The sequence below is a fragment of the Peptostreptococcus sp. genome, assembly GCF_036639115.1.
Classification (GTDB): Bacteria; Bacillota; Clostridia; order Peptostreptococcales; family Peptostreptococcaceae; genus Peptostreptococcus.
This window is the reverse complement of sequence record NZ_JAVWJH010000003.1, coordinates 200,591-227,116: the sequence shown is the minus strand read 5'-3', so window position 1 is coordinate 227,116 and position 26,526 is coordinate 200,591. Positions and strand designations below refer to the sequence as shown.

Here is a 26,526-nt window from a genome sequence, read left to right as displayed (position 1 = left end):
TATATATTTTGCTATATCTATTTTATTCAAATAATAATTTACATCTTTTCTATTATATCACCTTTAAAATAAAAATGCGACTTCAATCTAATTAGACTGAAATCGCATCTTTTTATTTGCTAAAAAAATCTTCTATCTTTTGACCAAAAGACTTTTTATTTTCTTGTACCTTTTCTCCGGTTTCGCCAGCAAATTCTCTTAAAAGTTCCTTTTGCTTATCTGAAAGCTTCTTTGGAACCTCAACTTTGACCTTAACGTATTGATCACCTCTTGAGCTTGAGTTCATCTTCTGAACACCCTTGCCCTTTAATCTAAATACTGTGCCTGTTTGAGTTCCTGCTGGGATAGAGTATTTAACATCACCATCAATAGTAGGGACCTGTAAGTCATCACCTAGAGCAGCCTGAACAAATGTTACTGGCATATCAATATATACATCATATCCTTCTCTAGTAAATCTCTTATCTGCCTTTACATTTACGATTATGTATAGATCTCCTCTTGGTGCACCTTGATCTCCAAATTCTCCTTGACCAGCAAGTTTTATTACTTGACCATCGTCTATACCAGCTGGTATATCAACCTCGATAGTCTTTGTCTTTCTTACTGAACCGCTTCCATTACATTCACTACATGGATGTTCTATTTCTTCTCCAGTTCCATTACACTGAGGACATGTTCTCTGAGAAGACATATTACCAAATGGTGTCTGTCTTAGTTCAGTTATTACACCTGAACCACCACATTCAGAACATGTTTTTTTAGATGTTCCTGGCTTGGCTCCAGATCCATGACAAACTTCACATTCTTCATTTCTAGTTACTTTTAATGATACTTTCTTACCAAAAGCTGCGTCTTTGAAATCAATTTTGATAGACTGTTGTATATCAGCACCTCTTACTGGTCCTCTTCTTGTAGAACCACCGAATCCGCTAAATCCACCAAATCCTCTTGAGCCTCCGCCACCGCCGCCGAATATATCTCCAAAGATATCTCCGAATATATCTTCAAATCCACCAGCGCCGCCGTATGAACCTCCAGCGCCACCAAATCCACCTTGTCCATTTACGGCATCTGCTCCGTATTGGTCATATATATTTCTTTTCTCAGAGTCTGACAGCACTTCATATGCTTCATTGATCTCCTTGAATTTTTCTTCGGCTTCTTTATCATCAGGATTTTTATCTGGATGATATTTCATAGCTAACTTTCTATAGGCTTTTTTAATTTCTTTATCGTCAGCAGTTTCTGATACACCTAAGATATCATAATAATTCTTATTTGTACTCAAATTCTTACACCTGCCTTATCTTTAATTAACAATAGCTTGTGGTTAATACCACAAGCTATTGTTCTGTATCAACACTCTTTCAATTATATTCTAAAACTATTCGAATGTCTATACTGTTTTATCTGACTACTTATTATCGTCATCCTTTACTTCTGTAAAGTCAGCGTCTACTACATTATCATCCTTTGGAGTAGATTCATCCTGAGCACCATCTCCCTGATCACCAGCAGCTTCTTGTTGTGCTTGTGCCTGAGAATACATTTCCTGAGAAATCTTCTGGAACTTATTCATTAATTCGTCAACAGCATTCTTTATTTCTTCTGATGTAGAATTTTCATTATCCTTTACTTCTCTTACCTTAGCGATTGAAGCCTCTATATCTGTTTTTTCTTCTGGCTTAATCTTATCACCAAGTTCTTCTAAAGTTTGTTCTGTCTGGTATGCTACTGATTCAGCATGGTTAACAGCTTCTATCTTTTCCTTTTTATTCTTATCAGCTTCAGCATTTGCTTCTGCTTCCTTAACCTTCTTGTCTATTTCTTCTTCTGACATATTAGTATTTGAAGTTATAGTAATCTTCTGTTCCTTGCCAGTTCCAAGATCCTTAGCAGTTACGTTTACTATACCATTAGCATCTATATCAAAGGCAACCTCTATTTGTGGCACGCCTCTCTTTGCTGGTGGTATATTAGTAAGCTGGAATCTACCAAGAGTTGTATTGTCATAAGACATTGCTCTTTCGCCCTGAAGAACATGTATATCAACTGCAGTCTGATTGTCTGCTGCTGTAGAGAATACCTGTGACTTCTTAGCAGGGATTGTAGTGTTTCTTTCTATTATCTTAGTAAATACGTTACCTAGAGTCTCTATACCTAGTGAAAGTGGAGTAACATCTAGTAGTAATATATCATTTACTTCACCTGTAAGAACACCTGCCTGTATTGAAGCACCTGCTGCAACACATTCATCTGGGTTTATTCCCTTATGAGGATCTTTACCTATAAAGTTCTTAACAGCATCCTGAACTGCTGGTATTCTTGTAGAACCACCTACTAGTAAAACATCATCAATATCTGAAGTTGAAAGACCTGCATCCTTCATTGCCTGCTTAGTTGGTTCCATTGTTCTAGTTACTAGTGCTGAAGTCAATTCATTAAACTTAGCTCTAGTTAAATCCATATTTAAATGCTTTGGACCTTCTGCTGTTGCAGTTATAAATGGTAGATTTATATTTGTTGACATTGTAGAAGAAAGTTCCTTCTTTGCCTTTTCTGCAGCTTCTTTTAATCTCTGAAGAGACATATTATCACTTCTTAGGTCTACGCCTTCTGCCTTCTGGAATTCATCTGCTAGGTAGTCCATAACTAACTTATCAAAGTCATCTCCACCAAGCTTATTATTACCTGCAGTTGCTAATACTTCAAATGTACCATCACCTATTTCAAGAATAGATATATCAAATGTACCTCCACCTAAGTCGAATACTAATATCTTCTTTTCCTGATCTAGCTTATCAAGTCCATATGCAAGTGAAGCAGCTGTTGGCTCATTTATTATTCTCTTAACTTCAAGACCTGCTATCTTACCTGCATCCTTTGTTGCCTGTCTCTGAGCATCTGTAAAGTATGCTGGAACAGTTATTACTGCTTCTGTTACTTTTTCTCCTAGATAGCTTTCTGCATCTGCCTTCAACTTCTGAAGTATTATTGCTGAAATTTCCTGTGGAGAATAATCTTTTCCATCTATCTTTACACTATAGTCAGTACCCATATGAGTCTTAATAGATGTTATTGTTCTATCTGCATTAGTTACTGCCTGTCTCTTTGCAGGTTCACCAACTAATCTTTCTCCATCCTTTGTAAATGCTACTACTGATGGAGTAGTTCTCATACCTTCATTATTAGGTATTATTGTAGGTTCTCCACCTTCTAATACTGCTACACATGAATTTGTTGTACCTAAATCTATTCCTATTACCTTTGCCATAATTTATACCTCCAAAATCGTTTATCTTTTTTTGTTTTATGATTTTTATTTTTTTTAATATATATTAATTTGATACCTTTACCATTGAGGCTCTTAGTACCTTTTTGCCTAATCTATATCCTTTTTGAAGTACTAGGGTAATCTTTCCAGCTTCATATTCTTCACTTGGCTCTTGCATAACTGCCATGTGCATATTGTGGTCAAAATCACTTCCAACTTCAGATGGGATCACTTCTAATCCAGCCTTGCCTAATGCATCTAGCATCTGCTTGTACACTAGCTCAACGCCTTTATATAAAGGATTTTCTTTATCTTCAAATGAATCAAGAGCTCTTTCCATATTATCTATTACTGGGAGTAATTCATCCATTACCTTTTCATTGGCATAAAGACCAATCGATTCTTTTTCCTCTGTTGTTCTTCTTCTGAAGTTAGAATACTCAGCATTTAATCTCAAGAAAGCTTCTTCTTGTTCTTTTATCTGGTTTTCCATTTTCTTCATTTGAAAAACTGGCTCACTGTCTATATTCTCATCATTTCCCTCAACATTGTCCACTTCTTCTTCATTTAAAGCCTCTGTTTGAGAGTCATCCTTAATATCTTCTTCTAATTCTTCAACACTATCCTTCTTTTCATTATCCAAAACATACACCCCTTTTTCGAGTCTATCTTTATCACTTTTTATCATCAAGGAGAAGACTCATATAATTTAATATTGAATAGACCTTAGAATAATCCATTCTAGTAGGTCCTATAAAACTTATCTTTCCATGTAGATTATCAGAAACATTATAAGTAGCTGTTATAATACTTAAATCAGTATTTATATCATCATTATTTTCTCCTATAACGATATTTAGATTATCTTTTTGTATACCTTTTGTCTTAATCATCTTTGCAATATTTTCTTTCTCTTCTAACATATTTAAAAATGACCTTGCCTTAACCATGTCGTTAAATTCAGGATAATTAAATATATTTGTTGCACCAGTCATAGACATCTTGTATCCATCTGTACTCATTACATTATTTAAAAGGTATACCAAGTCATCCACAATTTCTGAATACTCTCCGATTTCATACTTAATATAAGAAATCATATCTTCATCTAAATCTCCAATTCTCATTCCTTCAAGCTTATTAGATAATCTTGTTGAGATTATATTTAGTTTCGCTTGAGGAAGTTCAATTGTAGTCTCAAATTCTCTACTTTTAATTTCACCCTCTTCAGATACTACTATGAGTAATATCTTATTTAATGATAAACTAACAAGCTGAATGTATCTAATCTTATGTGCTTCCACACCACGATCATACACAGCTATAGTAGTATAATTTGTCATACTAGATAAAATCTTGGATAATTCAGAAATAAAATTATCGGATTTCTCAAAATCGCTTCTAATACATTTTTGTAATATCTCTTTTTCATGATCTTCTAGCTCATGATCACTCATAAGCGAACCAACATACAACTCATATCCTTTTTGAGTAGGTATTCTTCCCGCTGAGGTATGTGGTTGAATCAAATATCCCATATCTTCTAAGTCAGACATCTCATTTCTTATAGTTGCTGCTGAAATACCCAGGTTATACTTTTTTGATATAGTACGTGAACCAACTGCTTCAGCTGTTTCTACATAGTCCTTTACTATGGCCTTCAGTATATTCATTTGTCTATCCGTAAGATCCATAGTGTCACCCTCTTTCAAAAGTTGAACCTCACTTGTTATCACTCACCTAACAGGAGTGCTAAACACTTTCTAATACTGTTATAACATGTATATTTTTAATTGTCAATTCTTTTTTGATGTTTTTTAAAAAAAATTAAACGTCACTAATTTTAGCAAAGCAATTTGTTTATAGTATATTGGCAGTATATTTATTCCTTATTTTTCAATAAAAAAGCCAGCAAAAACATAGTAAAAAAGTTTTTGTTGGCCAAAATATTTTAATTTATTTATTTTTATTTTATTTATAGTACAGAGGCATACTTTCAAATACTCGCTTAAATAGATCAAAATCTACCCTAACACCTACTAATACATTTTTTTCTTTATTTCCTTGATTCACTATTGTTTTCCCGACACTTACATCATCTCTAGTTTCTATTGATATATTACAGTTTTTTAAGTCCAAACAGTTTTCATCTATTACGTATGCAACTGCTAAGGCATCATGTATAATTACCCCAGGGTTTTCTAACCCTTTATAACGCTTAAACATTTCATCTAATAAGCTTCCTATTATATCTGAATGTTTAGATTTAATGTCTTTAATATCTCTAATATCTTCCTCTGATAACAGTGTTTTTCTAGTAACATCCAAGCCTACCATTACCATATTAAATCCTGCTTTAAACACTATATCTGCAGCTAATGGATCAACCCATATATTAAATTCAGCATGTTCTGTTTTATTACCAGAAGCAGTACTTCCTCCCATTATGGTCAATCTTTTAATCATTTTCACTAGCTCTGGATATTTTAAAACCGCGATAGCAATATTAGTAAGTGGTCCTATAGCAATAATCTCTAAATTTCCCTTTTGTTTTTTTGCCTCATCGTATATTACATCCCAAGCGTATCTAGTATCAAAGTTCATACTTGAATCTTCTAAACATATATTACCTATTCCATTTTCGCCATGAACATCTGCAGCGGTATTCAACTTCCTATCAAGTGGTATCTGCGCTCCTTGTGACACTGGTGCTTCTATATCTAAAAGATTAGCTATATCAAGCGCATTTTTTGATGTCTTTTCTAGTGTTTGATTTCCACAAACAGTTGTAATTGCTTTTATATCTAGTTTTGATGAACTTTTTGCTAACATAATTGCCAAAAAATCATCTATTCCAGGATCTGTATCGATTATAATTGGTATTTGACTCATTTTTTCCTCCTGCTAGTTTAATCTTTTTCATATAATTATATTGTACTATAAAAAGACATTAAACCATAGTCTCATTCTTTTAATTAGTTATAACTATTTTCGTCAGATTCACGTCAAAATTGAAGTTTTATATATATTTTATACTTCAATATCTGATTAAAAGGAACTCTTTTGTAAAACTTAACTAAAACCAATCACCACAGCAAAATCTACAATACAATTTGTATAGTTAATAACTCATAAAAACAAGAGACCCCTTAATCTAAATTAAAGAGCCTCTTTATAATATACTTAACCACTTTTTCATTCAATTACTCTCTTACTTTTAATTTCTCGTTCATTTTATTACCCTTTATTAACTAACTCTTACACATGTGTTCTAACCTAGTCGACTTTTTTCATTTCTTACTACATTACTTTCCTTAACTTCTCACTTGCTAATTCATTTACGTGTTTCTTGCTGAATCAATCCTACTACTGTCTTGCTTCTCTTTCATTTTTTATCGTATTACTTCTTCTCTTACTACTTACTTTTTCCTTACTAATTACATCTCTTACTACTTCTTTTCTCTCTTACTACTTACTTTTCTCTTACTAATTACATCTCTTACTACTTACTTTTCTCTTACTACTTACTTTTCTCTTACTAATTGCTTTTCTCTTACTACTTACTTTCTCTCTTGCTACTTACTTTTCTCTTACTACTTACTTTTCTCTTAATACTTACTTTCTCTCTTGCTATTTACTTTTCCCTTACTTGCCACTTTAATATTCGTCTGACCTAGTTATTTTTTTTCTACTTTTTCTTTCACTTTATCAACCGCATCTTCTGTGGCATCCTTTACTTCTGAAGCAATCTCTTTTGCCTTTCCACTAATCTCATCAAGCACGCCTTCCGCCTTCATCTTTTTATTACCAGAGATGCTTCCCGCTGTCTTCTTAACTTTGCCTTTTGCCTTATCCTTTAGTCCTTTATCTGCCATAGATTACCTCCTTTGAAAAAAACGTATACTTAAAAATATTTCAAATACTTTCCTTACATTTATTATATATCATTTTGAATAAAAAGTCCATATATTTTTGGAATATTCTAAATATTTACTTTATTCAGGGGCTACATATATAACTTATATAATTATAATAATTGAAAAACCGTGAGATAATCCTCTCACGGCTTTCAAAAATTAATTAATATTTATATTTTATTTAGTTTTATTTTTTGATTTAAATTTTCATCATATAGAGAATACTGCATCATAATCTCCTACCTTGATGTCTATAGAGTACGGTTCTGGTAAATTTTTTCCTTCTTCTCTATAATGAGCCATCATAATCTGAGTCATATGTCTTCCCATTTTAATTGCCTGATCCATATCATCTACTTGAGTCGCAATATCAAAGTCAGGAACATGTACGTAAAATTTCCCTTCAACTTCCTTGACTGCTATTGCATAAGGTATATCTAGCATCCTAATATCGCCCCCTTAATTCTATTAATGCTTTTAGCTATCTGATTATACTTACTTATGTATAACCTTCTATATCTCCAAAAGTTCTAACCTGGGTCATCTTATTTATAACATTGAATACTAAACTTTCCCTTAATTTTATAATATATTATATGTTGTTTTTTTAATTAATGCGTGGTAAATTAATTAGAATAAAAACTTCTTTTATTTTTTATATAAAATTTCTTTGGTATATTATACTTTGTGTTCTAAAATATATCTGCTATTTTTAATTCATACAACAAAAGTATCCTCTAGCTACTAGGGGATACTTCTTTATAGTTATTGATATTACCTTATACTAAATTGTATTTTTGATGGAATTTTTTAAATTTTCACAATTTAATTTTTATTAAAGGATTATATTTTTTTGTACAAAATATAATTCTCATCATTTATTTGATTTATCAACAAAATCAATAAAATAGTTACACTGTTTTTCTAAATATTTATAGCTGGCATTTAATTTTATATTTCCATCTTCATCCATCTGGGCCCCAGCGTTAGGTATTGTAAGTCTAGGTACATTCATTATATTTACGTTAAGATAGCTCAGTAGAGTTACAAGATTATCTTGAGATAAACCAGTTCCAGACATCCCCTCAGTAATACCACTAATCGCAGCTGGTTTATTTGATAAAATAGGTGTTTTTTCACCCTCAACAGCTCTTGATAGCCAGTCTATAAGGTTCTTCAATACACCTGAGAAATAGTGATTATATTCAGGTGTAAAAAACCATAATCCATCTGCCTCTTTAACTTTTTCTCTAACCCTTTTTATACTTTCAGGTGCTGGAAACTCATAATCTTGATTAAAAAGTGGAACATCACTATAATCTAAAATCTCAAAATCCACTTTATCATCTAATATTCGTTTTGCATACAACGCCAATTGACGATTGTATGACTCCTTCCTTAAAGAACCTACAATTGCTAAAATTTTCATATCTATCCTCCACCTCTTTTTTCTTTTAAATCTGTTACCTTGATAATACATCCATATATTCTGTTTTTTCTAAAAACTCCTTTTTAGCAAACGGACACAATGGAATTATTTTTTTATTATTTGCTCTTGCCTGCTCTACTATTTCTGCTACCAATTTACTAGCAATTCCTTGACCACCGTAATTTCCTTCTACAAAAGTATGATCAATAATCCACAGCCTTGCTGATTCTGAGTATGTACACTCTCCAATATTTACTTCCTTATCATATGCTGCTGAACGTTTTTTGTCTGGCTCATATACAATTTTAATCATATTATCTACACCTACTTCCTTATATACGTTAATGCCCCTGATGGACATTTATCAATAATAGCAATTGCCTTATCTGTTGAAGCTCTATCTAGATCTATCCATGGAGTTCTTTTTACATTGAATACTTCTGGAGATCCATGTACACATGCTCCCACGTGTTTGCACAAGCTTGGCTTCCAGAAAACGATTAATTCATCTGTTTCATATTTTATAGTTTTTTCACTCATATTGAAAAACCTCTCCTTTTTACTATATTCTTTTAATAATATAGATTCCTAAGTTTGTTCTTTTTTTTAAAAGTATAATACTCGCTATCGAATTTATTACTGAATTTTTCTCTATTTCAATCCACTAATTAAATTACAAGCTATTGTTATCATCTTTTAACATATCTTATTCTTTATAGAATTCAATGTTATTAATAAATTGGTATTTATAAAATTTTAATATTTTATTTTATCTTTTATAAATGTATTTTTCCTAAGATCTGAATAAGCTTCTTCCAATTCTGCCTGTGTATTCATAACAATAGGACCTGCCCATGCAATAGGTTCATTTATTTCAAATGAACTCATAAACAATACCTGTGTTTCATCTTCAGCACTTTTAATATCTATACTGTCACCCTTTGTCAGTTTTACAGCTGTTTTTTCTTCAATTAATTCTCCATCTATATATGCCTTTCCAATTAAAGTAAATAACATTACAGATGCATCTTCATCAGTATCTATCGTAATTTGTGATCCTTCTTTAAGATGTATATCATAGTAATCAAGAGCTTGGTACTCACCCTTATATCCCTGAATATCCTTATATCTCCCAGCCAATACTCTTATCTTTCCACCTTCTATTTCTACTTCTTTAATTTCGTCGTTTTTTATACTATGATAACTAGGTTTACTAAGCTTGTCCTTTGCTGGAAGGTTTAGCCATAGTTGGACCCCCAAAAGTCGATCTGCTTCTGGTACCATTTCCTCATGCATAATCCCTGATCCAGAATTCATCCACTGCAATTCTCCATCTCCAATAGCATCTGAATTTCCTATACTATCTCTATGCACCATTTTTCCTTTGTATACATAGCTTATAGTTTCTATTCCTCTATGTGGATGAAGTGGAAATCCAGCCGTATAATCATTTGGGTTTTTACTATCAAAAGAATCCAACATCAAAATTGGATCAAATTCTCTAACTGTATTGTTTCCCAAAACTCTTACAAGATGTACTCCTGCACCATCTATTACATTTGTACCAACCACTTTAGCTTTAATCTTTCTCTTCATAGTTACCTCCATTATCATTATTTATTTTCTATGTTTTTTATATTTTTATTAATATACCCAATTTTCACTATTTACTAAACTCTATTCTCATGGGCCAAATTTTCGATGACTTTATTTAAGGTTTCCAAAAACTCTTCTTGTTTCTCAGGACTTATTCCTCTCATTGCAGATTCATCTACTATTTTGCATATTTCTTTAACCTCAAAAGCTCTTTTTTTGCCAAATTCTGTCAGAAATATATTAAAACTCCTTCCATCTTTATCATCTTTTTCTCTTTTTATTAAGCCAGTTTTCTCCATACGAATAAGTAAACTTGCTACTGTAGATTTATCCAACGTACAACCACAGGCTATTTCTATAGATTTGGCACCATCATTTTCAAGTAAATACTCTAGAATTTTTGGTTGCCCTGATGACAAATCTGTTTTATTTATTTCCTTCATTATTAAATGATTAGAATTTTGAAAGCATTTTAAAATAAGAAAATGTAATTCTCTATTTAACATTTATTTACCTCACATCTTAGTTTATATTTAATATGTATTTTAGTTTGCATTCAATCTATATTTTATATTATACATCTTTATCTGAAAATTTTCAATATTTTTATTATTAACTCATTAGTGTTTATTTATTGATTCTTGGGGTAGCATTTTTTAAATAACAAATTATTAATATAGCTAAATAAAACTCAAAAAAACAGTTTATATTTTTATTTATATTTTTCAATTTTTATACTTAAACTTATCTCATAAATAATTGAACATTAAAAACCCATTCAAATTTAAGATTTTTACAATATCAAGCTTTTTATTTATAAAAAAAAACGGTAGATATCTACCGCCCTTTTTTCTTAATTATTTATTTTTCTCATGTTTTATTATATTATTGTAATTTTTCTATTTCCATTTTTTTTATCAGCTTTTTAAAACTATAGATAAACATTAATAGTGTAGTTATTATAGCTATTGCGTCCGCTATTGGCTCTGCAAGAAATACTGCTGAAACTTTATTTTCCATAAATAAAGGAAGAATATATATAAGAGGTATCAATAGTATTAACTTTCTTAGTATCGCCAAAAAAGTTGCAGTCTTGGCATAACCAAAGGCAATAAAAGATTGTTGGCACGCAAGTTGAGCTCCCATCATAAACAATGAAGCCATATATATTCTCAATGCATGAGAAGATAACTTTATCAAACTAGGGTCACTTGTAAATGGTCTAACTAACAGTTGCGGTACAAACTGCGCTAGAATCCACATAAAACTTGAAAATACCATAGCAGAAATAATTGTTAACTTAACAATCTTTTTGATTCTGTCAATATTTTTTGCTCCATAATTATAACTGATTATAGGTTGTGCACCTTGAGTTAGTCCCTGTATCGGCAACATTGTAAACTGCATAACACTAGAAAGAATGGTCATTGCACCAACAGCTAGATCTCCTCCATATCTTAGCAAAGACGAGTTAAAACAAAGTACCAATACACTCTCTGTTGACTGCATAATAAAGGGTGCAAAACCTAATGAAATACTAGGTATCAATATTTCCTTCTTTAATTTGAAGTATTTTTTCTTTATCTTTAAAATTGTCTTTTTGCCTAATAAAAACTTTATAGCCCAAACCATACTAAGTGCCTGAGATATAACAGTTGCTATAGCAGCACCTTTAACGCCCATATTTAATCCAAAAATTAAGATTGGATCCAATATTATATTGCTGACTGCTCCTATAATTACAGTAATCATACTAACTCTTGCAAATCCTTGTGCTGAAATAAATGCATTTAATCCAAGAGTTAATTGGACAAATATGCTTCCTAATACATAAATATTCATGTAATCAAGTGCATAAGGTATTGTTTTTTCACTAGCTCCAAATAACTTTATTAATGGTAATACGTTTAGCCTAATCACTACAGTAAGTATAATCGACATAATAATTAATGCTATAAAACTATTTCCTAATATTTCTTCAGCATTATCTTTATTATTTCTACCCATTTCTATACTTGAAAGAGGTGCAGCTCCCATGGCCAAAAGTGATGCAAATGCAGATATAAGCATAATGATAGGAAAACAAACTCCAACTCCTGTAAGAGCAAGTGTACCTACATCTTTTATATGTCCTATATATATTCTATCAACCATATTATATAAAGCATTTACTACTTGAGATGTAATAGCTGGAACAGCCAGTTTAAAAAGCAATTCCCCTACTGAATCTGTCCCAAGATTTACATCTTTTGTATTTCTAATTTTCAATTAATCATATCCCCCTATTTTTTACTTTAGTTTCATCTAATATAAGCTTATATATTATCAACTAAAATTTTTCTAAATGAATTTTTTGCATTTTCAATTCATCTAGAGAATGTGCTTGCATTTCCTTTTTTGGCACACCAATAGAAAGTATTGCCTCCAAAGAATAGTTTGAAGGGACAGACAACAGTCTTTGACAAAATTCTTCTGTGCTTGTTCCATCTTCTGTAGTTCTTAATCGTCCTTGTATCCAACAACTTCCTAAATTTAAAGAGCTCGCCATTAGCTGCATATTCATCATGGCTATTGAACAATCTTCCACCCAAACGTCGCTCTTTGCTATATCAGCAAATACTATTATTGCACATTGAGCATCTTCAAGCATCTTACTGGCTTTTCCTCTGCACTTTGATAATTCCATTAGAGTGTCTTTATCCTTTACCAATATAAACTCCCATGGCCTTATCCCTCTACTTGAAGGAGATAACAAAGCTGCCTGTAATATCTTTTCAATATCATCATTTTCCAAAGCTTCATCAGTATATGTTCTTATACTCCTTCTTTTCATCATTAATTCTAATAAATCCATAATTACGCCTCCTAATTATTTTATTAAAACATACAATTTATACAAACCAATTTTTCAATGAAACTTCACAAATACTGTATTTCTATAGTATTTTTCAGTTTTTTTAATATTAAAAAATAAGCAGTTAATTTTTTCTTTAATATTCATTATAAAAGGTCTATATTAATATATTAACATCTTTAGATGAATATTCCTACTATATTAATATTTGTGAATGTTTTTAAAAATATTATAGTATAATTTTCTATAATATTTTTAAACTTAACCTATTATTTTTTCATAAACACAACTTATTTTTTTCATAAACCTAACTTATTTTTTCTAAATTGATTAAAAATAAAAAGACTAAAATATACCATTCTTCTATTTACTTAATCGTGTTTATATGATAGCATTGTCCTTGGAGGTAGAGTATGTTTAAAAAATTAAGAAAGTTAAAAAATGTTATTACAAAACCTTCTTTCAAAATAAATTATATCTAAAAAATCTATTTTGAAATGAGGTAAAAAATGAATAAAAATAAATTTAACCATTGGTCAGAAACAAAGTATCTAAAGTCTTTAGTTAGTAATCCACTTATTGAAGTCGGCGATTACTCTTATTATTCAGGTTATTATAATAATTATAGCTTTGAGGATGGTTGTGTCAGATATATGTGGGGGGACTCTAAATCTAGAGAACTCTTCAATCCTATTGAACAATTTGGCTGGGATCTAGACAGATTAATAATAGGAAACTATGTTTGCATAGCTGTAGGAGTCACTATTTTGATGGGAGGCAATCACAATCATAATACAGATTGGATTACTGTTTATCCATTTGAAAGTGAAATAAAGGACTCCTTTAAAAGTAAAGGAAACACAGTAATTAAAAGCGACGCTTGGCTTGGTATGAATTCTACTATTATGCCTGGAGTAACTATAGGCGAAGGTGCTGTTGTGGCTGCTGGGTCTGTTGTTGTCAGTGATGTGGATGCTTACACTGTTGTTGGAGGAAACCCTGCAAAGCTTATAAAGAAAAGATTTGACGATGATGAGATTGATAAATTATTGGAGATGAGATGGTTTGATTGGGATAGAGAAGATATTCTAAAGGCAAGTAAGATCTTATCTAGCCCTTCTATAGATAATCTGTACTCATATTATCTTGAGAATATAAAAAATAATAAAAAATAAAAAAAAATAAATAAATAAAGAAAATATTAGTTTTCATATAAAAAAGGGATTGTAAATTTACAATCCCTTTTGTTATGATTTATATTTTCTCATCTACCATACTCTTATTATGCATCATAGATTTTGTTTAAATTTCTTATATATTTATATAGTTGTCCATCCGCCATCTATTTGAAGCAGCTGACCTGTTGTAAAGCTAGAAGCATCAGAAGCAAAATAAATCAATGCACCATCTAATTCTCCTGGATTACCAACTCTTCCCATAGGGCAATATGCCTTTAGAATTTGCTTAAATTCTGGAGTATCTACAATTTTTTCTGTCATTTCACTACCAAAATATGATGGTCCTATCGCATTTACTGTTATATTATACTTTGCCCACTCTGCTGCAAGTGATTTAGTAAGCATCAATATACCACCCTTAGTCGTTGCATATGAAGCTACTGAAAATGGTGCCATAGCTACTGTTGAATGGATAGATCCTAAGTTGATAATTCTTCCACCCTTTCCTTGCTCCTTCATCACATTTCCAATTTCACGAGATAGGAAATATACTGAATTTAGGTTAACGTTCATTATATTTAGCCACTCTTCATCTGGCATATCTAGGGCTGGCGTTCCATATGCAACTCCAGCATTATTAACTAATATATCAATTGAGCCAAAATGTTCTTTTACATTTTTTACCATTCCTTTAATACTATCAAACTCTGTTAAATCACATTTTTGTACAAAAACATCATAACCTTCAGCCTCTAAATCCTTTTGAACTTTTTCCAATCTATCTAATCTTCTAGCTACTAGGGCAATCTTTGCACCTTGACTTGCTAGAGCTTTTGCAAACTGAACTCCCAAACCAGATGAGCCACCAGTTATAAGAGCAACTTTCCCTGTAAGATCAAAATAATTCTTCATCGACTTTCCTCCTCTTGAAAATAAATAGTACTAATTAATAATTTACTTGATTAGATTTATCATTTAAAATCTATTTTATGTAATGTTAACATCTTTTTAGACTTTTTTCAATATATTCTGAAAAAAGAATTAATTATATATAAAAAAAGAAAGCCAGAAGCTTTCCTTTTTCATTTGAATTATTATACTATTTTATTTGATTTTTCTAAATATATTACTCTATCACAAAAACACTCTACTACATCTCTATCATGTGATATAAATATATATGTTAAATTAAATTTTTCTTTTAAATCAAGCATTAAATTTAATATTTTGGCTTGAACTGAGACATCTAGAGCGGATGTGATTTCGTCACATATTATTATCTTTGGCTTTAGGACCAAAGCTCTTACAATACATACCCTTTGTCTTTGTCCACCACTAAGTTCATGTGGATATCTATCAAAATACTCTTTTCTCAATCCACATAGTTCAAAATATTCTTTTACTCTTTCATCGGCTTCTTTTCTATCAATGTTTTTTTCATGTATTAAAAGAGCTTCTGTAATCATCCTGCCTACTTTCTTCTTAGGATTTAGTGATGCAAATGAATCTTGCAATATTATCTGTATTTTTTTCTTTGTTTCCAATTTTTTAAAGTGATTTATTTCTTTCATATTATCTTTTTTTTCAAATATGCTTTCACCATCTATTTTTATAGATCCAGAATCTGCTTTTTCTATATTTACAAGACACCTAGCTATTGTCGACTTGCCACTTCCTGAATTTCCTATGAGGCCAACACATTCACCCTCATTTATATTCATCGAAAAATTATCTACTATTACTTTTCTTTTCTTTTTAAATAGATATCCTTTAGAAAAATCATATGATTTATTTAAACTCTCAACTTCTAATATTCCCATTTTTATACCTTCCAAAAATATGACATTTGCTATATGAATTCATTTCTGACTCATCAATATCTCCAAACTCCTTATCACAAGTACCAATTTCATAATAATTGCACCTATCCTTGTATACACATCCTGATTTTTTTTCTCCAAATAGAGGCATATACCCTTTTATTTGATAAAATCTTCCGTCGAAATGTTTTTTATCCGGTATAGATTTTACAAGAGCCCTTGAGTATGGATGTTCTTGATGCTTAAAAAATGCTTTTGCATTTCTTTTTTCTATTATTTCTCCCATATACATAACAGCTATTTCATCTGCAAAGTCTTCTATCCTCTTCAAATCATGAGTAATAAATATAAGTGCCATATTTTTTTCTACACACATATTTTTTAAAAGATCTAAAATACCCTTTTTTAATGAATCATCAATAGCGGTTGTAGGTTCATCTGCTATTAATATTTCAGGATCCATTGCAATAGCCATTGCTATTTGAACCCTCTGCCTCATACCTCCACTTATTTCATGTGGATATTTTTCATATACCTGTTCAGGGTTGTCAAGTTTAACTTCTTCAAAAAGCTCTATTACCCTCCCATATCTTTCATTTCTACTCATATCTGTATGTATTTTAAAAACCTCACTCACTTGATATCCGACCTTAAATACGGGGTTTAAATACTTCATCGGTTCCTGAAATACTATTCCAATATTCTTTCCCCTCATATCTTCAACAAGTTTTTTATTTCTTCCTAACATATTTTTCCCAGAAAATAATATTCTGCCCTTAACTTTTATATTATCAGGGTTAAGACCTAGTAAAGATAAAGATGTAAGAGTTTTTCCACTACCAGATTCTCCTACTAAGGCTGTTATTGTTCCTGGTAAAAGATTTAAATCTGCATTTATTTCTATATTTTTGTCTGTCTGCTCCTCTACAGGATTAAAATGTATTCTAAATCCTTCACCAATAAAATTGATAGCTAAGACTGAAATAATAATAAGAAATCCTGCTGGAAGCCATGTCCACCAATAACTTTGAAGAGCTCTCATACTTTGTGCCGAAGTTAAAATATTACCCCAACTAGGCATAGGTTCTTTAACACCTAAACCTAGAAAGCTTAGAGAGGCCTCCATAAGTATCGAATTTGCCATTGATATTGTAGCAGCAACTATAATGGATGGAATAACATTTGGTAAAATATCATTTACTATAATATTTTTACTATTAAAACCTATAACTTTCGATATATGTACAAAATCTCTATTTTTGAGAGATAAAGTTTGAGCTCTTACAATTCTTGCCACTTCTGTCCAAGACAAGACTGATATTATTATTATTAAATTTTTAAGTGATGGCCCAACTATAGATGCTATTGATATAGCAACTATAAAAAATGGAAAACACATTAGTATGTCTATTATTCTCATAATAATAAAATCTACAAACTTGCCCATGTAGCCAGCCAAAATACCCAGTGTAACACCTATAAAAATCTGCATTATAGTAGCCAAAATTCCTACTATAAGTGATACTCTTGCTCCATATACAATTCTCGTAAAAACGTCTCTTCCCAAATTGTCAGTCCCTAGAATATGGTCTGTGCTCGGAGCTGAACTGACATTAAATAAATCTATAGACGAGTAGGAATACTTTGTAATAAGAGGTGCACATATAGCCATCAACATCATTATACTTATTATTGTAAAGCCTACAACGAAATAAACATTTTTCTTTTTATTTTTGAAACTTATAATACTTGAAACTTTTGATAAAGACACATTATCACCTACCTTTCGTATAATTTATTCAAGTTCAACTCTTTTATCAACAACAGCATATAAAATATCTGCTAAAAGATTCGATAATAATATTAATACAGCAGTTATCATTAAAATCCCCATAATAAGAGGATAATCTCTATTTTGCACCGCTTCATAGCCTAACCTTCCTATGCCTGGCCAAACAAATACTGTTTCTGTCATTAATGCTCCTGAAAAAAGTGCTGGTATTTGAAGGCAAAATACAGTAATTATAGATATAAGTGCATTTTTTAATCCATGTTTAACAACAGCTTCTTTAAAACTCATGCCCTTTGCCATTGCACATTTTATATATTCTTTATTTACAATTTCAATCATAGAAGATCTAGTATATCTTATAAATGATGTTGCCTGAAGAAGTGTTAGTACTATACTTGGCAGTATAAGGTGTCTAACAATATCTGCAATTCTAGCAAATCCCACATATGAGTTTCGAACATCATACATTCCAGATGACGGAAATATATTCATGTCATATGAGAATTTTTTAATCAATAGCAAAGAAAAGAAAAATGAAGGTATTGATACTCCTATAAAAGATATCACTGTTATTAAATCATCCACATAACTATTTTTTCTATATGCTGCTATTACACCTAGAGTTATACCCAAAACACTACTCAAAAGAAGCGAAAAACTCATTAATATAAGGGTATTTTTCAATCTGTATCCTATGACTGTAGTAACAGGGTCTGCGTATTTTATAGAATAACCTAAATCAAACCTTAAAGCCCTCGAGATCCATTTAAAATACTTTTTATAAATTGGGTCATAATATCCTATTTGTTCTAGTTTTGCCCTAACTACTTCTGGTGGTGTACTCGGACTCATCATATGAGAATATGGATTTCCTGGTTGCATATTTATAAGAGCAAATATAACGATTGATATACCAAATAAAACTACCAAGGATGTTAATATTCTTTTTATTACATAACGTCTCAAAACATGTTACTCCTTTCAAAAAAATGCACCACAAAGAAAATCTCCGTGGCGCAATAATCATTATACTATTCAGCTAATTTCCAATTTTCAGCTTCAGCAAAATCCCTAAATACTGATGGATTAAATCCTTCAAGTTTTGGATTTGTAGCTATTTGTACATTTTGTTCAAATAGGTACATCCAAGGTATCTGTTCATTCATATACTCTGCAAATTTCTTATATGCAACTTTACGAGCTTCTTTATCTGTTGTACCTGCACCTTCTGCAAGCATTTGATCTAGTTCTGGAGTAGTAAATCCTGAGATATTCCATCCCATTTCTCCCTTTTTATCACTTACAGAATCCTTAGACCAGTAGGCTGTCAAGTCTGGATCTACTGAAAGATTGTTCCCCATCATATACATATCAAATTCATGATTTCCAACTACTTTTTCCATTAATGCTGGGAATTCCATCTTATTAAGTTCAACTTTAATTCCTACCTCCTTAAGGTTTTCTTGTATTATCTGAGCTGTCTGCTCTCTTACACTGTTTCCTGTTGGTACATCTAGCTTGAAAGAAAGTTTTTGACCTTCTGCATTAGTCATCACTCCATCTTTTTCCGTATATCCCGCTTCATTCAACAGTTTCTTTGCCTTTTCTTTATCATACTTGTATTCATTTAACTTAGCATCTTTTGGATATGCCCATGAACTTGAAAGCATAGGAACATTTTTTACTTCTCCATTGCCTTCTATAAGTTTATCAACCATTCCCTGTCTATCTATTGCAGTTAACATTGCCTCTCTAACCTTTATATCCTTAAATATTGGGTTTCTATAATTTAGTCCCATATATTGGAATATTGTATTTTGATGCTTGTATGTTTTGAAGCCATCTTTTTCTAAAGATTCAACATCTGCTTTTTTCAAATTTGTAACATCTGCCAAATCTATATCTCCATTCTTTAAATCAGAAGCGACAGTATCTTCACTTATAACTTTTAATACTAACTTATCAGTTTTTGCTTCTCCACCAAAGAAATCTTTATTCTTTTCAAACTTAACATCTTGACCTTCTGTAAATGAAACCATTTTAAACGGACCACTTCCAACAGGATTACTCATTAAATCCTTAGATTCTTTCCATTTATTTTCTGGAACTTTAGACCATATATGTTCTGGTATTATTCCTGTTGTTCCAAGATTAGTAAGAGCTGGATCATATGGTTGCGCAAACGTAAGCTCAATTGTGCTTTCATCTGGTGTCTTTATTCCTGATATATTATCTGCTTTTCCTTCCTTATACTCATCTACTCCCTGAACCTTTGATACATAGTCACTATGTTCTCCCTGATAATCTTTACTTGCAAGGCTTTTAAATGTAAACGCTACATCCTTAGAAGTAAGAGGTTTACCATCTGACCACTTAAGATTTTTTTTCAATTTGAATGTTATAGTTTTTTGATCTGGCGATATTTCATATTTTTCAGCCATAGATGGCTTTAAGTTTAATTCATTATCTAACTTTAATAATGAACTGTAAACCATTTCACAAACTGCATCGTCGTATACCGAATCTGTCAATAACGGATTAAATACTCCTGATGGCGATGTTGATATACCATATACAATGGTGTCTTTTTCTTTACCCGCTGTACTTGCCGTATCATTTGAACTTCCACAGCCTGATAATATTCCTACCGACATGATAAGAGTTAAAGCTAACGACGTACATTTTTTCATACTAAGTGCCATAGTACCCTCCTATTTATTTTTTAATTTTTGTCTTATAGACAACAATAATTAGTTAATTTTTATAACTAAATCAATAAAATTATACTAATTAAATTTAGTATAGTCAATACTTTGCTTTATATATAGTAAATTACAATTTTAATATATTCAGATATAGATTTTTTCTATTTTTTATACACATTTTACTTATAGAAAGTATTAGGACATAAAACTTAATATTTTTCTTTTTTTACTTATTTTAGTAATATTATAACAAAATATCTTTTTATTGATATAATTGTATCATATTTTCAAAATCTTTATAGATTAAAAGTAAACTTCATGATATTATAAATATACAAAGTAATTTAAAATAATTTATTAAATAGGAGGTAATATTATGAAGTTGAAGAAAATTATCAATTTTTCTTTGGCCACGATCCTGGGATTTTCATTTCTAGGTGGAATTTCGCATGCAGATAATATCAATCTGACGCGCATAGAGGGCCAAAATCGTTATGAAACGTCTATAAATGTTTCTAAACAAATTGCTCAATCTGATTGTGTTTTGATAGCGAGTGGCGAAGGGTATGCAGATGCATTGATTGGTGGTACTCTAGCATCACAGGAGAAAGCTCCTCTGCTGCTTACTGAAAAATCAAAGCTAAGCAAGGGAATAAGTTCAGAGATTAACAGATTAAACCCTAAAGAAGTCTTTATTCTTGGTGGGGAAAGTACACTTTCTAAAAATATAGAAAACGAAATTTCTTCTCTAGGATTTAATGTAACTAGGTTAGCAGGACAGAATCGAATAGAAACTGCAGAAAAAATAGCACAACAAAGGCTATTCATCAAAAGCGAAACAAATAAGATAGCTTCTACAAGTATAGAAGCTGGAGTTTATGGATATAATTTTCCAGATGCGCTTGTAGCTGGACCTTTGGTAGGATTATATAGTCCTGAAAAAGATGGAACTGAACTGGCTTATTTATTGCCTGAAGGAAATAAAAATAACTATTCAAAGGAATATAATTGGTATTTTGGTGGCTACAATAATTCACCAACCGATTCAAGTGTTTTTGCTGGAAAAAATAGATATGAAACATCTATATCTGTAGCAAATGCTTTTAAAAATGTTTTAAATAAGAATTTTAATACTATTATACTCGTAAATGGAGAGAACTATCCTGATGCATTATCAGCTTCTGTTCTATCAGCAAAATACAGTGCTCCAATACTTCTAACTCCTAGTAAGAGTGTCTATCAAAATCTTACTAGCTACATAAAAAATAACAATATTAAAAATATAATAGTCGTTGGTGGGAATAACTCTATAAATACCAATGTTGCAAATATATATGCAGGTAAAGCCATAGCACCAACACCTAAACCTGTACCTAAACCAGTACCTAAACCAACACCTAAGCCAGCACCTAAACCAGTACCTAAACCGACACCTAAGCCAGCACCTAAACCAGCACCTAAGCCAAATATAAATGTTTCTTATGAAACTGTTAGTGGGCGAATTCATGGAAATAGAAACAGTAAAATTTATCATGTTCCAGGACAAAGATACTATAACAGAATAAAACAAGAAAATTTAAGATTTTTTAATACTGAAGCTGAAGCTATAAGAGCTGGTTACAGAAAATCAAAAATATAATATGTAATACTAGATCTTAATTGTTAATATCTAAAGGCTTTTGAAAATAATACTTATATATTACTGAGTAATATATAAAATATGAATATTTAAACATACTTAATAGATAGGAGATTTTTATGAAAAAATTAATAACATTATTTGGCATTATACTGATGTCAGTTACATTGACATCCTGTAGCAGTGCCAAAGGTGATAATCAAAGCGCTGATAATGACTTTGTAGTCGCCATAGGAAAAGGCTTGGAAGAAAGAAATAATACAGTAAATTCAGCTTCACTGCGAGGCCTATCTGAAACAGAAAATAACGAAATTCTATCTGAAGCAATTAAAGATGAAATGAATAACTTAAAGGATTTTCAAAATAAAGAATTTCAAAATCCAGAACTAAAGAAATTATATGATGATTATATAAAACAATTAGAAATTCAAGATCAGTATGTAGTCTACTTTAATGATTTTGAAAACTTTGAAAAACAAAAAATATTTGAAGGTGCATATAACGAAAGATCTAAACTAATCAATACTTTAATAGACAAATATGGTTTAAAAATAAACTCTGAACTTGCAAAAGAGTTTAAAAATAATTCAAAAAAGGTTGAAAGTAATGAAGCTCTTGAAAATAGTCTCATTGAATCTTTAAAAAAAGCTAATTTCAAGAAAGAAGAAACATACTATGTGCGTGGAAATGTAAGAAATGATACTGGAGAAAAACTCACTAATAAAATAATACATGCTAAATTTATAAACGACGAAAATGTAACAGTTGATAATTGTCAGTACTATATTGATGGAAACTGGGAGAAGGATGAAGTAAGAACTGTTGAATTTATTCTATCTAGTGAAAAATCTTTTAGTAAAATGGAATTTAATATGGAAGAATTATAAGTGGAAGTATTTAATAATTACAAAATATTTAAAAGAAGTCAATTTTGACTTCTTTTTTATTTTTATAATTATTATGATATTATAATTTAAAACATATATAGCTGCTTATTAAGTATTATAATTATTATTGTTAAAAATACACCGTTTTCTATGTTTATTACTTTATAAATACAGGTAACTAACAATACTAATAAGAAATAAAAATATTCAACATATACAAATTAAATAAAAATGAGATCACGAAATGTAATCTCATTTTTCTAAATATTTTTTAATATTTTACTTTTTTCCTAAATCTATATTGTTAGTGTATCTCTTTGATATTTCTACTGCTGTATTATACCTATTGCTTCCTGCTACTCTTTCCTTATTTTTGACTCTTAAATTATCTTCTATAGACTTAGACACTGAATTATATCCTCCACCGATTAATACATTTTCTATTGTCCAATCATTTATTGCCTTTGCTGTTGTTGGATTAAGGGTATCTGGTGTAGTTAAAAGTATAGGAGCCTTGAACTTAGCTGCTAATGAACTGATTGTGATTCCGTCTGGGAAGTTTGTTCCATCTACCAGTATTGCTTCATCCATATTCTTACTGGTTAACCTCACTTCACTTCCTATTTTTCTAGCTGTTTCATACCTATTTTGTCCATATATTCTTCTAACATCATATCCTTCATCTTCCAATTTTCTCATTATGTCGTTTGAGATAGAGTCAGGTCCACCGGATATTATTATACTATCAGTACTTAGTCTCTTTATTTCATTGAGAGTTTTATTTGATATTTGATTTTTCTCTGACAAAAGTATTGGACTTTTTTTCTCATTTCCTAGAACAGTTGCTGTCAATACATCAGTATATTTATCACCGTTAGCTATTATTACATAGTTATTAATTGGTCTTTTATTTCCTCCACTTCCACTAGAATTATCTGATTCCGTATCCGGCTTGTTCTCCTTGATACCTTCAATTGCTCCCATAGTGACTCTATCTTTTCTATCTGTTCCAATAGCATCTTTATTTACATCTTTTATTTTTTCAAAACCACTAGCATAAGAGTTTTCAACCGGCTTAAAGTGTTCTATCTTAGCATTTTCATCACTGTAACCTACTGTATCATAACTTTGTAAATTATTTTCTAGAGTCTTTTTCTTGTCATTTTCATTTGATGATTTTATATATATATTCTTATTTTTAGTTTTATTTTCATTTGATGCTTCAAATAATATATTTTCACTTGAACCTTTTATCTTACTAGGAGTTCCAAGTAATTTTAAAAACTCCTCATTTGCATTCCCCATAAAAATATTATTTTCTCCCCTAAATAATTCATCAGTTATATCCTTCAATATAAATGTATTATGTTTTAATGAAGATGATAACATTTCTGCATGATCTAAAGTATCATTTTTTATATTGTTTGCATCCTCAAGACTACAATCTGATGAAGTATACGCAAAGTTCATTTGACTGAAATTATTAGACTTTACTGTATTATTATCAAAAGTTAGCTTCAATTTTATATTATTATTTCCATTTTTTGATGAGGTTTTTATAAAATTCATTCTCTCCTTTGGTTCTTCTTCAGGTTCTGTTGGCCTAAATTTAGTTATATTTACCATATTTATATCTTGATTATTATTCATTAATGATGAATTTTTCACATTGAAATTAGCCTTTGCTGCTACATCCCCTACTTCACCTTTACTATCTATATACTCATATCCAAGTATATTTGTTATTCCTTCAAATCTGCTTTTATCAATATTTACATTATAATCAGGATTTTTCGAATCAAGATAGCTTGAATCTGTGTGAACTCTAACAAAATTTTCTGTAACGTTTGCTTTTGATTTAATATTACTATCACTTATATTGAAGTTTTTTTCTGTGTTAACTCCTTTTCCAAGCATATCCGTATTACAAATCTCAATTTCAGACACGCTATCTACAAATTTTTTATCACTTAAGTTGTTTATAAAAGAAGTATTTCTTATATCAAAATCAGCAATACTATCTGTTTCAATGAATAAGCCTTGATTTCTTATTAATTTAATATCATCAGAATATGGCGACATTCTCCTTTTTATTAAATGTTTAACGTCATCATCAATTTTAAATTTGACTTTACTATTACTAGAAATATCAATAGGTTTTAAGTTTCTTTTTTCTATCTCGTCTTCATCAAAAAATATAGACCCACCACAGAATGCAATATTATTTTCAAATTCAACTGATGCACTTTCATCAATTTTTAATATATTATTTTTAATTGCTCCTCCAAAATAAGAAAAATTATTTTTGAATATTGTTTTCCCTCCTTGTATGTGAATAGTAGCCAATATGTCTTCATTTAATTCACAGATATTGTTCTTTTTAATATTATTAATCTTACTTTCTTCTAAATAAGATTCTTCAGAATGAATTTTATTCTGAGCTTCTGGAGGTCCGCATGGAGTATTGCATGGAGGATTAAAATCTGAACGACCAATAGCTCCACCATGCTCCGAAAAATTATCTTCAAATAAATTATTTCCTTTAAGAATTATGTTTTTAGAATTTTCTATTGCCCCACCATTATGATTCTTATTTTTTGTAAAACTACAACTTTCTATAGTTGTATTAGCCATATTGTCTATACCCCCGATTAGTGCTTTGCCAACACCTTCATTAACACCTTCATAGACTCTCCCCTCAAAGATAATATTATTTAATACAACATTTATGTCAGGATTACACCATCCAATTTTAAACATCATATATCCATCAAAACCGTACCTGGCTGTTATTTTTTTACCATTGCCTTCTATGGTAACATCCTTTTCTATAAGTATCGCATCAAGAAGTTCTATATCATTGCTAAGTTTAATTTTCTTAGTACCAGTATTCTCTACTGCTTCCTTTAATTCATCATAGCTTGATACAGTTTTTTCTTCTACAGTTTTTTCTTCTACAGCTTCTGATTTTATATCATCAGCTACATTTGTTTCAGAGTTATTTTCTAAAGAGTTGTCTACACTCTGTTCTACAACTGGTACTTCTATATCTTCTGCATTTACAATTGGAGCTATTGGTGACAATATAGTACATACACTCATTCCTATGGCTAATGATATTGCTATTTTTTTGTTGTTTTTCATATTTTTAAACTCCTATTCAAATTATTGACTCAATTTTATTAACTAAAACCATATAATACCACCCCAGTTTTATATACTATGCTAATAGTATCATATGTAATCGAAATATTGTATATTTTCTAAATATTTTATTTTTTTATTATTTTCATAAATAAATTATTACACTATACATAAGTTGTCGATATTCAATTTACATTTATAATTTTTTTATTGATAACTTGTAAGTTAAAAATATTTTTCTGAACTGTATATTATTTAACTACTCCCATTTTTTATTACATCTAGGTA

At 30.5% G+C, this 26,526-nt stretch carries 23 protein-coding genes; 3 read left to right on the top strand and 20 right to left on the bottom strand.

Annotated features, from left to right (window positions below):
- Positions 1 to 112: 112 nt before the first annotated feature.
- From dnaJ to RR561_RS05265, 14 genes are all read right to left on the bottom strand, one after another.
- Complete coding sequence (gene dnaJ, locus RR561_RS05330; protein WP_332506521.1) at positions 113 to 1,291, bottom strand: molecular chaperone DnaJ; 1,179 nt, start codon at positions 1,289 to 1,291, stop codon at positions 113 to 115.
- 126 nt (positions 1,292 to 1,417) lie between these two features.
- Positions 1,418 to 3,277, bottom strand: coding sequence for a molecular chaperone DnaK (gene dnaK, locus RR561_RS05325; protein WP_332506520.1), 1,860 nt, complete (start codon positions 3,275 to 3,277; stop codon positions 1,418 to 1,420).
- 64 nt (positions 3,278 to 3,341) lie between these two features.
- Complete coding sequence (gene grpE, locus RR561_RS05320) at positions 3,342 to 3,929, bottom strand: nucleotide exchange factor GrpE (RefSeq protein ID WP_334309595.1); 588 nt, start codon at positions 3,927 to 3,929, stop codon at positions 3,342 to 3,344.
- Positions 3,930 to 3,951: 22 nt separating this feature from the next.
- The gene (hrcA, locus tag RR561_RS05315) at positions 3,952 to 4,971 is read right to left on the bottom strand and encodes a heat-inducible transcriptional repressor HrcA (protein ID WP_334309594.1); all 1,020 of its coding nucleotides are present in this window, start codon (positions 4,969 to 4,971) and stop codon (positions 3,952 to 3,954) included.
- Positions 4,972 to 5,248: 277 nt separating this feature from the next.
- Positions 5,249 to 6,169 (bottom strand): nucleoside hydrolase, encoded by a 921-nt coding sequence (locus RR561_RS05310; RefSeq protein WP_332506517.1) that lies wholly within the window; start codon positions 6,167 to 6,169, stop codon positions 5,249 to 5,251.
- 785 nt (positions 6,170 to 6,954) lie between these two features.
- Positions 6,955 to 7,152, bottom strand: coding sequence for a CsbD family protein (locus tag RR561_RS05305; protein ID WP_332506516.1), 198 nt, complete (start codon positions 7,150 to 7,152; stop codon positions 6,955 to 6,957).
- A gap of 252 nt (positions 7,153 to 7,404) precedes the next feature.
- Positions 7,405 to 7,638, bottom strand: coding sequence for a type II toxin-antitoxin system HicB family antitoxin (locus RR561_RS05300; protein ID WP_332506515.1), 234 nt, complete (start codon positions 7,636 to 7,638; stop codon positions 7,405 to 7,407).
- Between the two features lie 430 nt (positions 7,639 to 8,068).
- On the bottom strand, positions 8,069 to 8,623 hold the full coding sequence (locus RR561_RS05295) for an NADPH-dependent FMN reductase (RefSeq protein ID WP_332506514.1): 555 nt from the start codon (positions 8,621 to 8,623) through the stop codon (positions 8,069 to 8,071).
- A gap of 34 nt (positions 8,624 to 8,657) precedes the next feature.
- On the bottom strand, positions 8,658 to 8,936 hold the full coding sequence (locus RR561_RS05290) for a GNAT family N-acetyltransferase (RefSeq protein ID WP_332506513.1): 279 nt from the start codon (positions 8,934 to 8,936) through the stop codon (positions 8,658 to 8,660).
- A gap of 11 nt (positions 8,937 to 8,947) precedes the next feature.
- Positions 8,948 to 9,163: a (4Fe-4S)-binding protein gene (locus tag RR561_RS05285; protein WP_332506512.1), complete on the bottom strand. Its 216-nt coding sequence runs from the start codon at positions 9,161 to 9,163 to the stop codon at positions 8,948 to 8,950.
- Between the two features lie 216 nt (positions 9,164 to 9,379).
- Positions 9,380 to 10,219: a pirin family protein gene (locus RR561_RS05280; protein WP_332506511.1), complete on the bottom strand. Its 840-nt coding sequence runs from the start codon at positions 10,217 to 10,219 to the stop codon at positions 9,380 to 9,382.
- Positions 10,220 to 10,293: 74 nt separating this feature from the next.
- Positions 10,294 to 10,725 (bottom strand): MarR family winged helix-turn-helix transcriptional regulator, encoded by a 432-nt coding sequence (locus RR561_RS05275; RefSeq protein WP_332506510.1) that lies wholly within the window; start codon positions 10,723 to 10,725, stop codon positions 10,294 to 10,296.
- 379 nt (positions 10,726 to 11,104) lie between these two features.
- Complete coding sequence (locus tag RR561_RS05270) at positions 11,105 to 12,487, bottom strand: MATE family efflux transporter (protein ID WP_332506509.1); 1,383 nt, start codon at positions 12,485 to 12,487, stop codon at positions 11,105 to 11,107.
- 61 nt (positions 12,488 to 12,548) lie between these two features.
- Positions 12,549 to 13,073, bottom strand: a complete 525-nt coding sequence (locus RR561_RS05265; protein ID WP_332506508.1) for a nitroreductase family protein — start codon at positions 13,071 to 13,073, stop codon at positions 12,549 to 12,551.
- A gap of 509 nt (positions 13,074 to 13,582) precedes the next feature.
- Between RR561_RS05265 and RR561_RS05260 the strand changes: the two genes are divergently transcribed.
- The gene (locus RR561_RS05260; protein WP_332506507.1) at positions 13,583 to 14,248 is read left to right on the top strand and encodes a CatB-related O-acetyltransferase; all 666 of its coding nucleotides are present in this window, start codon (positions 13,583 to 13,585) and stop codon (positions 14,246 to 14,248) included.
- A 144-nt stretch (positions 14,249 to 14,392) separates the two neighbouring features.
- Here RR561_RS05260 and RR561_RS05255 read toward each other — a convergent pair whose 3' ends face one another.
- The 5 genes from RR561_RS05255 to RR561_RS05235 all read right to left on the bottom strand — a co-directional run bounded on the left by RR561_RS05255 (position 14,393) and on the right by RR561_RS05235 (position 20,565).
- Positions 14,393 to 15,163 carry an SDR family oxidoreductase gene (locus tag RR561_RS05255; RefSeq protein WP_332506506.1) on the bottom strand — a complete coding sequence of 257 codons (771 nt, stop codon included), beginning with the start codon at positions 15,161 to 15,163 and terminating at the stop codon, positions 14,393 to 14,395.
- A gap of 182 nt (positions 15,164 to 15,345) precedes the next feature.
- On the bottom strand, positions 15,346 to 16,071 hold the full coding sequence (locus RR561_RS05250) for a dipeptide/oligopeptide/nickel ABC transporter ATP-binding protein (protein WP_332506505.1): 726 nt from the start codon (positions 16,069 to 16,071) through the stop codon (positions 15,346 to 15,348).
- Positions 16,052 to 17,842, bottom strand: coding sequence for a dipeptide/oligopeptide/nickel ABC transporter permease/ATP-binding protein (locus RR561_RS05245; protein ID WP_332506504.1), 1,791 nt, complete (start codon positions 17,840 to 17,842; stop codon positions 16,052 to 16,054). Before RR561_RS05245 ends, RR561_RS05250 begins: the two co-directional genes overlap by 20 nt.
- Before the next feature lie 24 nt (positions 17,843 to 17,866).
- On the bottom strand, positions 17,867 to 18,829 hold the full coding sequence (locus RR561_RS05240; protein ID WP_332506503.1) for an ABC transporter permease: 963 nt from the start codon (positions 18,827 to 18,829) through the stop codon (positions 17,867 to 17,869).
- Between the two features lie 65 nt (positions 18,830 to 18,894).
- Positions 18,895 to 20,565: an ABC transporter substrate-binding protein gene (locus RR561_RS05235; protein ID WP_332506502.1), complete on the bottom strand. Its 1,671-nt coding sequence runs from the start codon at positions 20,563 to 20,565 to the stop codon at positions 18,895 to 18,897.
- A 379-nt stretch (positions 20,566 to 20,944) separates the two neighbouring features.
- Here RR561_RS05235 and RR561_RS05230 point away from each other — a divergent pair, with 379 nt between their 5' ends.
- Both RR561_RS05230 and RR561_RS05225 read left to right on the top strand, forming a co-directional pair.
- Complete coding sequence (locus RR561_RS05230; RefSeq protein ID WP_332506501.1) at positions 20,945 to 22,207, top strand: cell wall-binding repeat-containing protein; 1,263 nt, start codon at positions 20,945 to 20,947, stop codon at positions 22,205 to 22,207.
- Between the two features lie 119 nt (positions 22,208 to 22,326).
- Positions 22,327 to 23,094 (top strand): hypothetical protein, encoded by a 768-nt coding sequence (locus tag RR561_RS05225; protein ID WP_332506500.1) that lies wholly within the window; start codon positions 22,327 to 22,329, stop codon positions 23,092 to 23,094.
- A gap of 279 nt (positions 23,095 to 23,373) precedes the next feature.
- Here RR561_RS05225 and RR561_RS05220 read toward each other — a convergent pair whose 3' ends face one another.
- Positions 23,374 to 26,238, bottom strand: a complete 2,865-nt coding sequence (locus tag RR561_RS05220) for a cell wall-binding repeat-containing protein (RefSeq protein ID WP_332506499.1) — start codon at positions 26,236 to 26,238, stop codon at positions 23,374 to 23,376.
- Positions 26,239 to 26,526: the final 288 nt, after the last annotated feature.

Excerpts from the sequence above, each read along its gene's own strand:
- RR561_RS05265 (WP_332506508.1), bottom strand. The coding sequence starts at position 13,073 with ATGGATTTATTAGAATTAATGATGAAAAGAAGGAGTATAAGAACATAT.
- RR561_RS05300 (WP_332506515.1), bottom strand. The coding sequence starts at position 7,638 with ATGCTAGATATACCTTATGCAATAGCAGTCAAGGAAGTTGAAGGGAAA.
- RR561_RS05275 (WP_332506510.1), bottom strand. The coding sequence starts at position 10,725 with ATGTTAAATAGAGAATTACATTTTCTTATTTTAAAATGCTTTCAAAAT.
- RR561_RS05260 (WP_332506507.1), top strand. The coding sequence starts at position 13,583 with ATGAATAAAAATAAATTTAACCATTGGTCAGAAACAAAGTATCTAAAG.
- RR561_RS05285 (WP_332506512.1), bottom strand. The coding sequence starts at position 9,163 with ATGAGTGAAAAAACTATAAAATATGAAACAGATGAATTAATCGTTTTC.
- RR561_RS05310 (WP_332506517.1), bottom strand. The coding sequence starts at position 6,169 with ATGAGTCAAATACCAATTATAATCGATACAGATCCTGGAATAGATGAT.
- RR561_RS05280 (WP_332506511.1), bottom strand. The coding sequence starts at position 10,219 with ATGAAGAGAAAGATTAAAGCTAAAGTGGTTGGTACAAATGTAATAGAT.
- RR561_RS05225 (WP_332506500.1), top strand. The coding sequence starts at position 22,327 with ATGAAAAAATTAATAACATTATTTGGCATTATACTGATGTCAGTTACA.
- RR561_RS05220 (WP_332506499.1), bottom strand. The coding sequence starts at position 26,238 with ATGAAAAACAACAAAAAAATAGCAATATCATTAGCCATAGGAATGAGT.
- RR561_RS05305 (WP_332506516.1), bottom strand. The coding sequence starts at position 7,152 with ATGGCAGATAAAGGACTAAAGGATAAGGCAAAAGGCAAAGTTAAGAAG.
- RR561_RS05235 (WP_332506502.1), bottom strand. The coding sequence starts at position 20,565 with ATGGCACTTAGTATGAAAAAATGTACGTCGTTAGCTTTAACTCTTATC.
- RR561_RS05290 (WP_332506513.1), bottom strand. The coding sequence starts at position 8,936 with ATGATTAAAATTGTATATGAGCCAGACAAAAAACGTTCAGCAGCATAT.
- hrcA (WP_334309594.1), bottom strand. The coding sequence starts at position 4,971 with ATGGATCTTACGGATAGACAAATGAATATACTGAAGGCCATAGTAAAG.
- RR561_RS05250 (WP_332506505.1), bottom strand. The coding sequence starts at position 16,071 with ATGGGAATATTAGAAGTTGAGAGTTTAAATAAATCATATGATTTTTCT.
- RR561_RS05295 (WP_332506514.1), bottom strand. The coding sequence starts at position 8,623 with ATGAAAATTTTAGCAATTGTAGGTTCTTTAAGGAAGGAGTCATACAAT.
- RR561_RS05230 (WP_332506501.1), top strand. The coding sequence starts at position 20,945 with ATGAAGTTGAAGAAAATTATCAATTTTTCTTTGGCCACGATCCTGGGA.
- RR561_RS05255 (WP_332506506.1), bottom strand. The coding sequence starts at position 15,163 with ATGAAGAATTATTTTGATCTTACAGGGAAAGTTGCTCTTATAACTGGT.
- dnaK (WP_332506520.1), bottom strand. The coding sequence starts at position 3,277 with ATGGCAAAGGTAATAGGAATAGATTTAGGTACAACAAATTCATGTGTA.